This is a genomic window from Pseudomonas sp. MB-090624, assembly GCF_003205245.1.
Taxonomy (GTDB): Bacteria; Pseudomonadota; Gammaproteobacteria; order Pseudomonadales; family Pseudomonadaceae; genus Aquipseudomonas; species Aquipseudomonas juntendi.
This window is the reverse complement of the sequence record NZ_QJRK01000083.1, coordinates 1-14,383: the sequence shown is the minus strand read 5'-3', so window position 1 is coordinate 14,383 and position 14,383 is coordinate 1. Positions and strand designations below refer to the sequence as shown.

Here is a 14,383-nt window from a genome sequence, read left to right as displayed (position 1 = left end):
TTTCGGATAAGAGCTTCGTTGGCGCATGGAAATCCTGGCGATAAGGGTGATCGCGTCCGCTTAAAAATACGCGGACACCATCGCCCTTAATGCTGGAGTTCGGAAGGTGAGTTCGCCGGACGCTTACATGAAAGTGCCAAACAGCCCTGGCCATCTGCCTAGAACTGATAACTCACTGTTGCACTCACATTGCGCTCTTCACCCATGTAGCAGTAGTTCAGGCTGGCACATGAAGTGATGTAGCTTTCATTGGTGAGGTTATTGGCGTTCAGGCGCACATCTACACCGGTCAGGCCGACCTTGCCCAGGTCATAGCCCACGGAAGCATCGAACAGCGTGTAGGAGGGCACCTTCATGCTGTTTTCCGCATCCACCCAGCTGTACCCCACATAACGAACGCCGCCGCCCAGCCGCAGGCCATCCAGGGCCCCTTGGTGGAAGTTGTAGTCAGCCCATAGCGAGAGCATCTGCTTTGGCGCCTGAGTCGGCGAGTTGCCCTTGTTGTCCAGGTTGCCCGACACCAGGCTCGGCATCGACTTGGAATACTCGATATCGGTAAAGGTGTAGCCACCCAGCAGCTTCAGGCTGTCGCTGAGCTGCACATGTGCCTCCAGCTCCAAGCCCTGCGAGCGCACTTGACCTACAGCGCGATAGAAGTCTTCGTTCGGTTGTTTCGACGCCAGGTTCTCTTGCTCGATGCGGAATACCGACGCGGTGAACAAATTGTCGCTGCCGCTGGGTTGATACTTGATGCCCGCCTCCCACTGCGTACCCTCGGTAGGTGCCAGAGGCCGGCCATCCTGATCGGAGACGGTATTCGGGTTGAATGACTCCGAGTAACTGACATAGGGCGCAATACCATTTTCGAACAGGTAAAGCACGCCGGCACGCGTTGTGAACTTCGAGCGCTGGTCATTCACCTTGGTACCACTGTCACGGTTCTGTTCGGACACCTTCACCCAGTCCTGACGCAGCCCCAGGGAAAAGCGCCACTGATCAAGCTCCACCAGATCCTGTAGGTATACCCCCGTTTGCTGCAAACGGCGCTGATAGCGGTTTTCTCCCAGCAGCTGCAGGTTGCCATTACCGTACTGCGGGTTGCCGGCGTCCAACGGGTTTACGGTACCGTAACGCCATTCAACGTCAGCTTTGCGTCGCTGGTAGTCCGTGCCCATTAGCAGGGTGTGCTTGGCGGCGCCGGTGAAGAATTCTGCCTGCAGCATGTTATCGATGATGTACGAATGCAGCCGCTCGTCGCCGCCGGTGTAAGCGCGGTTCAGGATATTGCTTTCAGCATCTGCCCAGCCGGCGGAATACACTTGGTCCATCGACACGTCGGAATCCTGGTAACGGAAGTTCTGCCGAGCCGTGAAGATGTCATTGAAGCGGTGCTCGAACTGATAGCTGAACGACTGTTGCGTGCGTTCGTAGCTGTCGATACCCGTTTCGCCTTCAAAGAAGTGATCGGACAGGCGCAAGCCATTACGCGGGTGCAGCATGCCGTCTGCCGGGTTACCGCCGTGGTAGCCGCCGTTGGGGTCGTGCTGCAGATAGGCCTGCAAGGTCAGCGAAGTATCTTCGCTGAAGTCCACGCTGATCGCGGGAGCAATGGCGTAGCGTTCTTCCTTGTTGTGGTCGAACTGCGTATCAGAGGCATCCGCCAGGCCCGTCAGGCGATAGGCGATACGCTGGTCTTCATCCACTGGGCCGCTGAAATCGAAGCCCATGCCGCGCTGGCCCTGGGTGCCGACCGTAGCTTGTACCTGATGGTAGGCGGAAAACAGTGGTTTCTTGGTGGTCAACGCGACCAGCCCACCTGGTGAGCTGCGGCCGTACAGAACCGAGGACGGCCCCTTGAGGATGTCGATGCGCTCCAGGAAATACGGGTCCACCTGCATGGTGCTGTAGGTGCCGTTGTCGCCCATGGATTTGAGCCCGTCGACGTAGATGTTGTCTACCGAGCCGTCATTGAAGCCGCGCATCGCCACATAGTCATAGCGGTGCGTGGCACCGTAGGGGTTGGTTAGCACCCCGGGTGTATAGCGCATGGCCTGGGCGACGGTCTGTGACCCTTGGTCGTCGATCTGCTGGCGGGTCACCACAGACACCGATTGCGATGTTTCCACAAGCGGCATGCTGGTCTTGGTCGCCACTTGGCTGTGGGTCGCGTTATAGCCCTCGGTGCTACCCAGCGCATTACCCAGGCTGAAACCCCGGACGTCGGTGTCTGGTAACGACAACGCTGCGTCCAGCGGCTGCGCCTGCAGTACGTAGCTGTGCCCCCCTTGGCTGACAGCGCGCAAACCAATGCCATTGAGGAGTTGGCGCAGAGCCTGTTCGGTGGCGTATTGCCCATTGAGGCCGCTGGACTGCAAACCGTTGGTGAGCTGCGGCGTGCTCGACAGTGTGATGCCGGCTTGGCGGGCGAACTGGCTGAGCACATCGTCCAGCTGGCCTGCAGGTATGGAATAGTGCTGGCTGACCTGGGCTGTTTCCGCCGCCATGGCGGCCAGTGGAATAGTACTCAGGCCCAGGGCCGTGCCAAGTACAGCTGCCCGCACTGCATTGCGTAACAATGCTGAGTGCAAGACAGGTCGAAAACCATTCGCGTTGAGTGTGCATATGTGCACGGTGTCGTTAGACATGTTCAAGTCCGTAGGGCTGTTGAGGGCGGAAGGTGTTGCTTACTGTCCTAGCCGGACTGCCATTCAAAACCCGCCAAAATACCTGGCACCGCCCAACGGCCACACCTGCATGGACCGCCTGATCAAGCCAGGCTTTCCACGCGTACCCACCAGCGTGTGCGTTGGCGCAGCCTCACTGGCAGCGTCTGCGGGAGTAGCTGCAGCAAAAGCTCCGGGTCTTCAAGGCGGAAGACCCCCGAGAGGCGCAAGCCGGCAACCGCTTCGCTGCAACCCAGGTAACCACGGCGATAGCGGCTGACCTGCGCGAGGAAGTCCGCCAGGCGCATGTCCCGGGTAACGATCAGTCCCTCGCTCCAGGCCATTGCGTCCATGTTCACGTGCTGCAGACGCTGCGCACCCTGTGCGTCCACGCGCCAGTTCTGGCCGCTTTCGATCCACTGCAGCGGGCCGGTACCAGGCTGGTGGATCGCTACCCTGCCAGTGCCGACGCTGACGTGCGTACAGTCGCTGTCCTGGCGTACCACGAAGTGCCCGGCAAACCCTTCAAGCAAGGCATCGCGGCTTTGTACCAGCAGAGGGCGCTGCGCCGTGGTTGCCTGGCCGCAGGTAATCATGATTTCCCCCCGCTTCAGGCGAACCAGTCGCTGCTGTTCGTCGAAGGCCAGGTCCACGGCGCTGTCTGTATTGAGTTGCATCAGGGTGCCATCTGGCAGCGTGAAGCTGCGGCGTTCACCCATGCTCGTGGCGTAGTCGGCGGCCCAGTAGCTGAGCCCATCCAGGTCTCGGCCCAGCCATGCCGCTGCGCCGACCATGGCCGTGCCACCCAGCAGTTTCAGCGCCTGGCGACGGTGCAGCCGACGCTGGCTGGTTTCAAGGGTCTGCAAGGCCAAACCGGCACCGGGAATGCCGCGCAGGTCGAGATCCTGGTGCATCTGGATCACCCGTTGCCAGGCTTGCTCATGCTCTTGGCGGGCCGCGCGCCACTGCACGCATTGCTGTTGCAGGGCGGCATCATGCCCGTTCTCGCGCAGCCTCAACATCCAGTGAATGGCCTGCTTGACCGCTTGTGTTCCGGGTTGTGCAGCGGCCATGGCGTCAGCATTCATCCTGATAGCGCAGCACGTAGCAGTGGTAGAGCGCATCGGCGATGTAGCGCTCCACGGTACGCACGGAGATACCCATCTGGTCAGCGATGGCCTGGTGCTTCAGCCCCTCGCACTGGGCTAGCAGGAAAGCCCGGCGCACTTTGGGTTTCAGGCCATCGAGCATGCGCGCGATGCGCTCCAGCAACTCCAGCAACAGTTCGCGGGTTTCAGCCGCAGGCGCCAATGCTTCTGGCAGATGGGACAAGGCCTCGAGGTACGCCTTGTGTAGCTCCTCGCGACGCCAATGATCGATCACCAGCCCGCGTGCAACTTTGCGCAGAAACGCACGTGGCGTGTTCAAGTGCAGTTGCTCACGGCGCTGTAACAGGCGAACGAAGGTGTCCTGGGCCAGGTCGGCAGCATCAGCGGCGTTGCCCAGCTGGCTGCGCAGCCAGGCATGTAGCCAGCCGTGGTGGTCACTGTAAAGCCTTTGCACGGAGTCGTCGCTGGGCATGGGCGAGATATCAACAATGGATATTAATGATAATTAGTCTCATTGTTGGCGGCGGCGCTAGAATTTGCAACCTGTGCGTTTTCCAGCGGCCCATTGGCGGACGCACACTAGTGTCGCGGTTGGCCATCCAGGTATTTGCGGATCACCCTTGCGCCGCTGTTCAGGTGTCGCTCCAGCACGGTAATGGCTTCTTCGACGTGCTTGTCACCGGCGGCGTTAACCAATGCGTTGTGATCATCCTGGGTGAGCTTGCCCAGCCCCATGGAGGAGAGGTGGAAGCGCAAAAAGCGTTCCTCCTCGTTGAGCTCGTCTTCGATCAGGCGTAGCAACTTCTTGTTTTTTGCCTTGCTGTACAAGGCCATGTGCAACAGACGGTTTAGCCGGCCGATTTCAGCGTGGCGGGTTTCATTCTCCAACTGCTGGATGTAGCCGCGTGCCTGGGCGATGTCGCTGGGCTCCAGCAACGGGATGGACTGGCGTAGCGCCTCGCTCTCAAGCAGTATGCGCAGCGCGTAGGTGTCTACCGCGTCCTCGCCGATCAAGGGCGCAACCACGGCGCCCTTGTGCATTTCCACTTTCAGCAGTGATTGCGCTTCCAGCTGGCGCAAGGCTTCGCGTACAGGCATGCGGCTCACCCCGAACAAGCTGGCCAGCTCTTGCTGGCGCACGGCGGTGCCAGGGGGCAAGCGACCGTCGAGAATGGCACTGCGCAGGCGTTCTTCGATCACGCCACGAGCCTGGTGCGGCAACAGTTGCTCGCTGGCCAACACATTGCTCAGTTTGAGTTTCTCGGCCACGTAAAGCCTGCCTTAACGATGACTAAAGTTGGATCCAATTACACTAGTAACTGCCTGTCAGGGTGTCAAACTCGGTCGATAGCGCCAGTAGCACCCCACAAGGCGCGGCTATGGTGGAGGAAGTCGCCTGCCAAAGGAAGCAGCCTATAAAAGGATATAGTCATAAAGAGGGTGCAAGCTGACCAGCGGGTGGATGATTGCAGGGTGCCATTGTCTTTTGCCTTGGCAAGCCCCACCATCGCTGCTTTCGACTGGCCTGAACAGGGCTTCGCAGTGGCGATATCCTGCATGCTCAAACGCCTTGTGCGACCTGCCTTCCTTGCCGTGCTGCTGGGCGGTCTGCTGCTGGGCGGCTTGCACGCGGATTGGGACTTTTCCCAGATCAGCCGCAAGTCCCAGGCTTTGTATGGCCCGCTGGGCGCGGGGCAGGGTCGTATCGACGCCTGGCAGCGCCTGATGGCAACGCAGGCCCAAGGCAGCGAGCTGGAACGGTTGCAGGTGGTGAACCGCTTTTTCAACCAGCAACTGCGTTATGTCGAGGACATCGACCTGTGGCAGGAGGTCGATTACTGGGCCACACCGGTGCAGGCACTCATCAAAGGGGCCGGTGACTGCGAGGACTACGCCATAGCCAAGTATTTCAGCTTGCGGCGCATGGGTATTGCCAGCGAAAAGCTGCGTATCACCTACGTCAAGGCGTTGCGGCAGAACCGAGCGCACATGGTCCTGACCTATTATTCAAGCCCACAGGCCCAGCCATTGGTCCTCGATAGCCTGATGGACGCCATCAAACCTGCCAGCCAACGAACCGACTTGTTGCCGGTCTATGCCTTCAATGGCGAGGGGTTGTGGCTGACGGGGGCCGCAGGCAACAAAAAGGTCGGTGATACCAAGCGGCTTTCCCGCTGGCAGGATTTGCTGAAGAAAATGCAGGCCGAAGGCTTCCCGGCCGAACCGGTCTATTGAAGGAGCACAGATGTCACTGTTCAAACAATTGCTGTTGGCCATTTGCCTGTTCCTGGTGGTCGCCTTCAGTGGCAGTTTCATGGTCAGCCTGGAAAGCTCACGCAGCCAGTATGTCAACCAGCTGCGCTCGCATGCCCAGGATGCGGCGACCGCGCTGGCGCTGTCGCTGACGCCGAACATCGACGACCCGGCGATGGTCGAGCTGATGGTCAGCTCAATCTTCGACAGTGGTTACTACGCAAGCATCAAAGTTGTCGACTTGGGCTCAAATGCGGTCCTGGTGGAGCGCCACGCCGAGCCGGACCCCGGCGGTGTGCCACAGTGGTTCGTGCGCTTGATCGGCCTTGAAGCCGCAGGTGGCGATGCCATCGTCAGCCGCGGCTGGCAGCAGGCCGCGCGCGTCGAGGTGGTCAGCCACCCGATGTTCGCCATTGCCAAACTTTGGCAGAGCGCTCTGGGCAGCTTGGGTTGGCTGCTGTTGTGTGGTGCCGCCAGCGCCGTGCTCGGCGCCTTGTTATTGCGCCGCCAGCTGCGCCCGCTGGACTATATGGTCGAGCAGTCCCATGCCATTGCCCGCCGCGAATTCCTGAGCCTGCCAGAGCTGCCGCGTACCCCGGAGCTGCGCCGGGTCGTGCAGGCCATGAACCAGATGGTTGAAAAGCTCAAGGCGCTGTTTACCGAACAGGCCGAGCGCAGTGAGCGGCTGCGGGCAGAGTCTTACCAGGACAGCCTCACCGGGCTGTCCAACCGCCGTTATTTCGAGATGCAGCTGAACACCCGGGTCAGTAATCTGGAAGAGGCCCGCGCCGGCTACTTGCTGCTCTTGCGGGTACAAGGCCTGGCCGGTTTGAACGCCCGCCTGGGCGGTCAGCGCACCGACCAGTTGCTACAGGCGGTGGGGGAGCAGTTGCGCCGTACCTGTGCCAGTTTCCCGGAAACCAAAGACCTGATTTCCCGCAGCCGCGGCGGCGAGTTCGCCGTATTGGCGCCGAGCATGGTGCATGAAGAGGCGGTACAGCTTGCCCAGGCGCTGGAAGCGACCCTGCTCAGCCTGCATGAAACCGGCGCCAGTGATGTTCACCCGGTGGCTTGCATCGGCCTGGCACCCTATAGCCCTGGTGACGCGCCACAGGCGCTGCTCAAGCTCGCCGACGAAGCCCTGGCCCGCGCCGAGAACCAGCCTACCCCTGGCTGGGTGTGCCTTGAACAAGGCGTTGCCGCCGTAGCAGCGGACAGCCAGCACGCGTGGCACGAGCGCCTGGACCAGGCTTTCAACAATGGCCGCTTCGAGTTGTTCTTCCAACCGGTGGTGGATACCGCCACAGCGCAACGGGTACTGCACCACAAGGTGATTTCGCGCTTGCAGGACGGGCAGGGCGAGGCCTTGCCCGCAGGGCGCTTCCTGCCTTGGCTGGAACGCTTTGGCTGGATGCCGCGCCTGGACGTACTGGTACTGGAGAAAGTACTGGCCCACCTGCGCGGGCACGATCAGGTGGTGGCGCTCAACCTCTCCGCAGCCACCCTTGGCGACGCCAAGGCGCTGCAGCGGGTCTTCGAGCTGCTAGGCCAGAACGCAGCATTGGGCCCGCGCCTGGTGTTTGAAATCGGCGAAGAGCAACTGCCTGACCAGGCCGCCCTGGAACAGCTCACCCGACGGCTGCACGGGCTAGGCTTCGGCCTGGCGCTGCAGCGTTTCGGCGGGCGCTTCAGCATGATTGGCAACTTGGCCCATCTGGGCTTGGCCTACCTCAAGATCGACGGCAGCTACATCCGTAACATCGACCACGAGCAGCACAAGCGGCTGTTCATCGAAGCGATCCAGCGGGCCGCGCACAGCATTGACTTGCCATTGATCGCCGAACGGGTCGAGACCGAAGGGGAGCGCAAGGTACTGCAGGAGATGGGCGTAGGCGGAATACAGGGGCAGCTGGTTGGCGAGCCCGCGCCCTGGCGCTGATCGCATCAGGGAGGGAGCAGCCTGGTGTTGTGAAAGGGCCGCAGTGCGGCCCCTGTCGCGACGCAAGACCGCTCCTGCTGTTAGCCCTCACAGCCCTTGATCAGCGCTCGCGCAGTGCTTCCGAACGTGCCTTCATGATCGGCTTGAGCAGGTAGCTCATGATGGTCTTCTTGCCGGTCATGATATCCACCGTTGCCACCATGCCCGGGATGATCAGCAGGGGCTTCTCATCGGTGCCCAGGTGGCTGCGATCGGTGCGCAGCTTGATCAGGTAGTACGTGGTCTTCTTGTCTTCATCGGTGATGGTGTCGGCACCGATCTGCTCCAGCTTGGCCTTGAGCCCGCCATAGATGGTGTAGTCATAGGCTGTGAACTTGACTGTGGCTTCCTGCCCAGGGTGCAGGAATGCGATGTCCTTGGGCAGGATCTTCGCCTCGATCACCAGCGTGTCGTCCAGCGGTACCACTTCGATGATGTCGCTACCTGGCTGGATAACCCCGCCAATGGTGTTCACCAGCATCTGCTTGACGATACCTCGCACGGGCGAGGTCACCAGCGTGCGGTTTACCCGGTCGTCCAGCGCTTTGCTGGTTGCGGTGGCCTTGTTCAGCTCGGTGCGCGCCTCGTTCAACTGGGTCAGCGCTTCACTGCGGAACTTGCCGCGGGTCTCTTCGATCTTGCTCTGCACCTCGCGGATGGCCGCCTCTGCGCGAGGAATGGCCAGTGCCGTGGAGTCCAGCTGACCACGGTTTTCCACTTCGGCACGGCGCAGGCGCAGCACCTCGACCTGGGAAATCGCGCCGGTGGCCACCAGCGGTTCAGACATGCTGATTTCCTTGCGCAGCAACTCCAGGCTGTTGGCGTACTGGGCGCGCTTGGAGCTGTATTCGCGCAGTTCCTGCTGGCGCTGGACCAACTGCTGCTGCAAGCCGCCAATCTCGTCTTGCAGCTGCTGGCGTCGGCTCTGGTACAGCGACTCTTCGCTGGCAGCCTGGCTGGGTGCCGCCTTGCGCAAGGCTTCGTCGATTTTCAGTGGGCTGTCCTGCACCTCTGCACTCAGGCGCTCGACACGCAGGGCCATGGCCAGTCGGTCGGCCTCGGTTTCACCCACGTTGGAGGCGAAGCGGGTTTCATCCAGGCGCAATAGCGGCTGGCCCACTTCGACAATCTGCCCTTCCTTGGCGAAGATCTCGGCGACGATGCCACCCTCCAGGTTCTGGATTTTCTGCACCTTGGACGACGGAATGGCCTTGCCTTCACCCCGGGTGACCTCGTCAATGGGGGCCACGCTGGCCCACACGATCAGGAACACGAAAAACAGGATGACGCCCCAGATAGTCAGCCGCACCACCCGTGGGGCATCCTCGATCAGGGCCTTGTTGACCTCTGGCAGCGGTTGGCCGCCCAGTGACTCGGAGCCTTTGAAATAGCGCCGCAAGCTATCCTTGAACTGCCCGATATCCAGCTTATGCAACACTGATCTGCCCCTTCTTCAGCGCGTCCATGACCGCGGCTTTCGGGCCGTCGGCGACAATCTGCCCGCGATCGATCACGATCAAGCGGTCTACCAGCGACAGCAGCGAGGCACGGTGGGTGACGAGCAGTACTGTCTTGCCTTCCACCACCGCCTGCAAACGTTGCTTGAGGCGCTCCTCACCGGTGTTGTCCATGGCACTGGTGGGTTCGTCCAGCAGCAGGATCTGCGGGTTGAGCAGCAGCGCACGGCCCAGGGCAACGTTCTGCCGCTGACCGCCGGACAGGTTCTGCCCACGTTCGCCTACCTGCAGCTCATAGCCGTCCGGGTGCAGCCGGGCGAATTCATGTACGCCAGCCAATTCAGCGGCCTGCAGGATCAGTTCGTCCTCGATGTAACGCGCACCGCTGACCAGGTTGTCACGCAGGGTGCCCGCCAGCAGTTGGATATCCTGCGGGACGTAGCCAACGTTATGGCGCAATTCGCTGACGTCGATCTGGCGGATGTCCACACCGTCCACCAGCAGCGACCCGCCGTCGGCCTCGTACAGACCGACGATGAGCTTGGCCAGTGAGCTCTTGCCCGAACCACTGCGGCCGATGATGCCGACCTTCTCACCAGGGCGTATGGTCAGGTTGATGTTCTTCAGCGCCATGTTCTGCTGGTTCGGGTAGGTGAAGTCGACCCCACGAAACTCCACGCTGCCCTGCAGTACCTTGCGGCTCAGCGGGCGCTCTTCGAAATTGCGCTCCTGCGGCAGCTCCATCATGTGGTCCGTGGAGACCATGGTCACCTTGGCTTGCTGGTATCGCGCGAGCAGGCCGTTGAGCTGGCCCAGCGGGCCCAGGGCACGGCCGCTGAGCATGTAGCACGCTACCAGGCCACCCATGCTGAGGTTGCCGTCGATGATCAGGTACACGCCGACGCAGATCATTGCCACGCCTGCCAACTGCTGTATCAGCAGGGTGATGTTCATCGCCAGGCTCGACAGCACCTTCACACGCAGCTCCAGACGGCTGAGGGTGCCAAGGGTCTGCTCCCACATGTATTGGCGTTCGCTTTCGGCATTGTTGACCTTGACCGCATCCAGGCCGGCCAATGTCTCGATCAGGCTGGACTGGCGCTCAGAGGCTAGCGCCATGGTTCGCTCCATGGTTGCCATCAACGGCCGCTGCAGGGCATAGCCGATACCCAGGGCCAGGGGGAAGGCGATGATCGGAATCCATACGAGGTGCCCGCCAATGATGGCGATCACGATCAGGATCAGGATCGTGAAGGGCAGGTCGATCAGGCTGGTCAGGGTCAGCGAGGCAAGGAAGTCGCGTAGGCCCTGGAACTCGTGAATGTTCTGGGCAAAGCTGCCTACCCTCGCCGGCCGGTATTTCATCGACATGCCGACAATACGTTCAAACAGCGTTGCCGAGATGATCAGGTCGGTTTTCTTGCCGGCCAGGTCCAGGCACAGGCCGCGCAGGCCTTTGAGAATCAAATCGAAGATATAGGCGCCGGCGATACCGATGGCCAATACCCAGAGCGTCGAAGTGGCTTGGTTGGGTACCACCCTGTCATACACGTTCATCACGAACAGCGGGGCGGCAAGGGCAATCAGGTTGATCACCAGGCTGGCGGCGATGGCATCGATGTACAGCCACTTGCTGCGCAACAGCGTGTCGCGGAACCACGACTTCGCCCGCGGGATCAGGTTGCCGTGGTTGACGTCGAACTTGTGCTGCGGCTGTGCGAAGAACACACGGCCGCTGTAGTCGCCCAGCAGGGCTTCGCGGCTGACGTGCACCTCGCCGCCGTCGCTTTCGCTAAGCAACAGGCGGGCGGTATCTTCGTTCTCCCAGCCCAGCAGAACGGCGCTGCGGCCCTCCTTGAGCAGCAGCATGGCCGGCATGGCTATAGTCGGGATCTGCTCAAGTTTGCGCTGCAGCAGGCGCCCTTGCAGGCCCGCGCGGGCGGCCGCGCGGGGCAGCAGCTCGGGGCTCAGGCGCTGGGCGGGCAGCGGCAGGCCTGTGGTCAGCATCACCCGGCTGGCGGGTTTCTGGTGCAGGACACACAGGCTCAGCAGACTATCCAGCAATGGATCGTCATGCTGACTGCGTGGATCGTGGCTGAGTTGGACTCGACTGACTTCGGATTCCACGCGGCGCTCTCTTCATCCTTGTGGTGGGTGGGATAGGTGGGCTGCCGTTCAAGCTCGGCCGGCTCACCTTGGCATTCTAGGGTGCTGCCAGGCAGTACTGATGGCGGTGTGATACCGCAGGGCTCGGGCAGATGGCCATGGTCGCCTTGAATCGTTACTGAGTAAACAGTTCTGCGTGCTTCATTTCGACCAGAGGGTGCCGTGCAGTGAATGTTTCATATTCTGACTTGGCCCGTCGTGGTTTTGACGCCTGAATTCAGCATAGCTTGCCCTTTTTTCATGGCATGTGGTCTTGGAAAACCAGTGTAGACATGGTCAGTAAACAGGCGCTGTTTTATTGGCGTTTTCTCGTCGGTTGTTAGTCAAAATTCATCTATAAAAAGCAGCCTGCCAAAGCATCCGCGATCAATAATCGCAGCTGGGTTTCAATCCCTCCTGGCGCAGCACTTCGCGCCGATCGTTATCTCTTTGATTTGCACCAAGGCACGGCCCCTGACGGGGTGGCGCCAGCAGGTTGCGTGGTGGTCTGGCGACTCGGTTTTGCGAGGTTCGCGGCGTAGTTCGGCAAGGTTTATGCTTGCAAAGCGATAGCGTTGTCGAGTGATTGCAGGCGATCAGAATAATGGCGCCAGGTTGCTGCCTATCCAGTGGAAACCGGCCGTTGTGGCGCGGAAATAGTTAACCGTACTGCGCGCGAAACACCTGTTCGCTGACATACGACATTTGTCCTGCGGATAGGCTTGGCTAAGGTACAAATATCAATGTGACATTACATTGCCGATTGTTTAGGATGGCCTGTATAAGGTCAATAGTTTGGCAGTTAAGTAATTCCAAACAGTTATAGACGGAATATTGACGTCAAAAAACGTCAAAGATCATCGACATAGTTCCGCCTGAAGTGGCCTGCAAGTGCCGCTCTGGCACGGAAGTACCCACCGGGTCACACGGAGAGTCCAATGAGCAGCGTTGTAGCCATCGTCAAAAGTATTGTCGGCCAGGTTATCGCGGTATCCCCAGAGGGCATCCGGCGTGTACTCATTGAAGGTGACCGTCTGTTGGCCGGTGAGGAAGTGCTCACTGGCCCTGGTGGCGCAGTTACCCTGGAACTGGCTGATGGCCGCCTGCTCGACCTTGGCCGTGACAGCCAGTGGAGCGCCGATACACCCGACAGCAGCACCGACCTTGCCCAGGCCACTGCCCAGGCAGCGCCTTCGGTGGAAGAGCTGCAGCAGGCGATTGCTGCGGGTGTCGACCCGACTACCGAGCTTGAAGCTACCGCTGCTGGTCCGTCGGCAGCGGGTGGTGGTGGCGCGGCGGGCGGCGGCCATAGCTTCGTAATGCTGGAAGAGACTGCGGGCCGGGTTGATCCGACCGTCGGTTTCCCCACCGAGGGTTTAAGCTCTGTAGCCGCGCTCAACAGCGTGCAGGTCGGTCAGCTGGGCACCAACAACAATCTGGTGACCCCACCGACCACCGACGCCACCGTTGCTACTGACCTTGTCCTCGGCGCCACCCCTTCCATCAGTGAAGCGGGTGGCGTCATCGTCTATACCGCCACCGTGGGTCAGGCGCCAACTACCAACCTGGTGATTACCCTGTCCAATGGTGCCGTGATCACCATTCCGGCGGGGCAGACAAGCGGCAGTGTCAATGTCCAGGTACCGGCAAACGATACGCCTTACATTGATGGCGGGCAGATCTCGACGACCGTCACCGGGAGTACTGGCGGTGGCGGCCTGACCGTCACATTGCCGCAAACGCCGGCGGTCACCCAGGTGACTGATACCATCGACACCACTACCGCAACGCTCACGGCTTCGCCGAGCGTGACCGAAGGCGGCGTGATCACCTATACCGTCACCCTGAGCAATCCTGCTCAGACGCCGGTTACTGTGACCCTGTCCAACGGCCAGACTGTGACCGTTGAAGCGGGTAAGACTCAGGGCAGTGTCGATTTCCAGACCCCGGCCAACGACGTTTACAACAACGGCTCGACCGTTAGCGTCACCATCGAAAACGCCACTGGCGGCAACTTCGAACAACTGACGCCGAACCCGACTCCGGCTCAGACCACGATCAATGATTCGGTCGACACCACCACCGCGACCCTCACTGCATCGCCGAGCGTGACCGAAGGCGGCGTGATCACCTATACCGTGACCCTGAGCAACCCTGCTCAGACCCCGGTAACCGTGACCCTGTCCAACGGCCAGACCGTGACCGTTGAAGCGGGCAAGACTCAGGGCAGTGTCGATTTCCAGACGCCGGCTAACGACGTTTACAACAATGGCTCGACCGTTAGCGTCACCATCGAAAACGCCACTGGCGGTAACTTCGAACAACTGACTCCGAACCCGACTCCGGCTCAAACCACGATCAATGATTCGGTCGACACCACCACCGCGACCCTCACTGCATCGCCGAGCGTGACCGAAGGCGGCGTGATCACCTATACCGTGACCCTGAGCAACCCTGCTCAGACCCCGGTAACCGTGACCCTGTCCAACGGCCAGACCGTGACCGTTGAAGCGGGCAAGACTCAGGGCAGTGTCGATTTCCAGACGCCGGCTAACGACGTTTACAACAATGGCTCGACCGTCAGCGTCACCATCGAAAATGCTACCGGTGGCAACTTCGAGCAACTGACCCCGAACCCGACTCCGGCTCAGACCACGATCAATGATTCGGTGGACACCACCACTGCAACGTTGACCGCGAGCCCGTCGGTGACCGAAGGCGGCGTGATCACCTACACCGTCACCCTGAGCAATCCTGCCCAGACCCCGGTAACCGTGA

At 60.7% G+C, this 14,383-nt stretch carries 9 protein-coding genes; 3 read left to right on the top strand and 6 right to left on the bottom strand.

Annotated features, from left to right (window positions below; all coding sequences use genetic code 11):
- Window positions 1-158: 158 nt before the first annotated feature.
- The 4 genes from DMX12_RS28215 to DMX12_RS28200 form a co-directional block, all read right to left on the bottom strand.
- Complete coding sequence (locus DMX12_RS28215) at window positions 159-2,645, bottom strand: TonB-dependent siderophore receptor (RefSeq protein WP_110680028.1); 2,487 nt, start codon at window positions 2,643-2,645, stop codon at window positions 159-161.
- Between the two features lie 122 nt (window positions 2,646-2,767).
- Entirely contained in the window at window positions 2,768-3,736 is a 969-nt protein-coding gene (locus DMX12_RS28210) for a FecR domain-containing protein (RefSeq protein WP_110680027.1), read from the bottom strand.
- A gap of 4 nt (window positions 3,737-3,740) precedes the next feature.
- Window positions 3,741-4,244, bottom strand: coding sequence for a sigma-70 family RNA polymerase sigma factor (locus DMX12_RS28205; protein WP_110680026.1), 504 nt, complete (start codon window positions 4,242-4,244; stop codon window positions 3,741-3,743).
- A gap of 107 nt (window positions 4,245-4,351) precedes the next feature.
- Window positions 4,352-5,041 (bottom strand): GntR family transcriptional regulator, encoded by a 690-nt coding sequence (locus DMX12_RS28200; RefSeq protein WP_110680025.1) that lies wholly within the window; start codon window positions 5,039-5,041, stop codon window positions 4,352-4,354.
- 204 nt (window positions 5,042-5,245) lie between these two features.
- Here DMX12_RS28200 and lapG point away from each other — a divergent pair, with 204 nt between their 5' ends.
- Window positions 5,246-6,007: a cysteine protease LapG gene (lapG, locus tag DMX12_RS28195; protein ID WP_174824189.1), complete on the top strand. Its 762-nt coding sequence runs from the start codon at window positions 5,246-5,248 to the stop codon at window positions 6,005-6,007.
- A gap of 10 nt (window positions 6,008-6,017) precedes the next feature.
- The gene (gene lapD, locus DMX12_RS28190; RefSeq protein ID WP_009685657.1) at window positions 6,018-7,964 is read left to right on the top strand and encodes a cyclic di-GMP receptor LapD; all 1,947 of its coding nucleotides are present in this window, start codon (window positions 6,018-6,020) and stop codon (window positions 7,962-7,964) included.
- 100 nt (window positions 7,965-8,064) lie between these two features.
- Here the strand turns inward: lapD and DMX12_RS28185 are convergent, their stop codons facing one another.
- Complete coding sequence (locus tag DMX12_RS28185) at window positions 8,065-9,441, bottom strand: HlyD family type I secretion periplasmic adaptor subunit (protein ID WP_054914040.1); 1,377 nt, start codon at window positions 9,439-9,441, stop codon at window positions 8,065-8,067.
- Entirely contained in the window at window positions 9,431-11,587 is a 2,157-nt protein-coding gene (locus DMX12_RS28180; protein WP_029886243.1) for a type I secretion system permease/ATPase, read from the bottom strand. Before DMX12_RS28180 ends, DMX12_RS28185 begins: the two co-directional genes overlap by 11 nt.
- A 956-nt stretch (window positions 11,588-12,543) precedes the next feature.
- On the opposite strand from DMX12_RS28180, the gene DMX12_RS28175 reads away from it, so the two are divergent.
- Window positions 12,544-14,383: retention module-containing protein (locus tag DMX12_RS28175; protein ID WP_146226878.1), on the top strand; the 1,840-nt coding region annotated here is incomplete at its 3' end.

Excerpts from the sequence above, each read along its gene's own strand:
- lapD (WP_009685657.1), top strand. The coding sequence starts at position 6,018 with ATGTCACTGTTCAAACAATTGCTGTTGGCCATTTGCCTGTTCCTGGTG.
- DMX12_RS28215 (WP_110680028.1), bottom strand. The coding sequence starts at position 2,645 with ATGTCTAACGACACCGTGCACATATGCACACTCAACGCGAATGGTTTT.
- DMX12_RS28205 (WP_110680026.1), bottom strand. The coding sequence starts at position 4,244 with ATGCCCAGCGACGACTCCGTGCAAAGGCTTTACAGTGACCACCACGGC.
- DMX12_RS28210 (WP_110680027.1), bottom strand. The coding sequence starts at position 3,736 with ATGGCCGCTGCACAACCCGGAACACAAGCGGTCAAGCAGGCCATTCAC.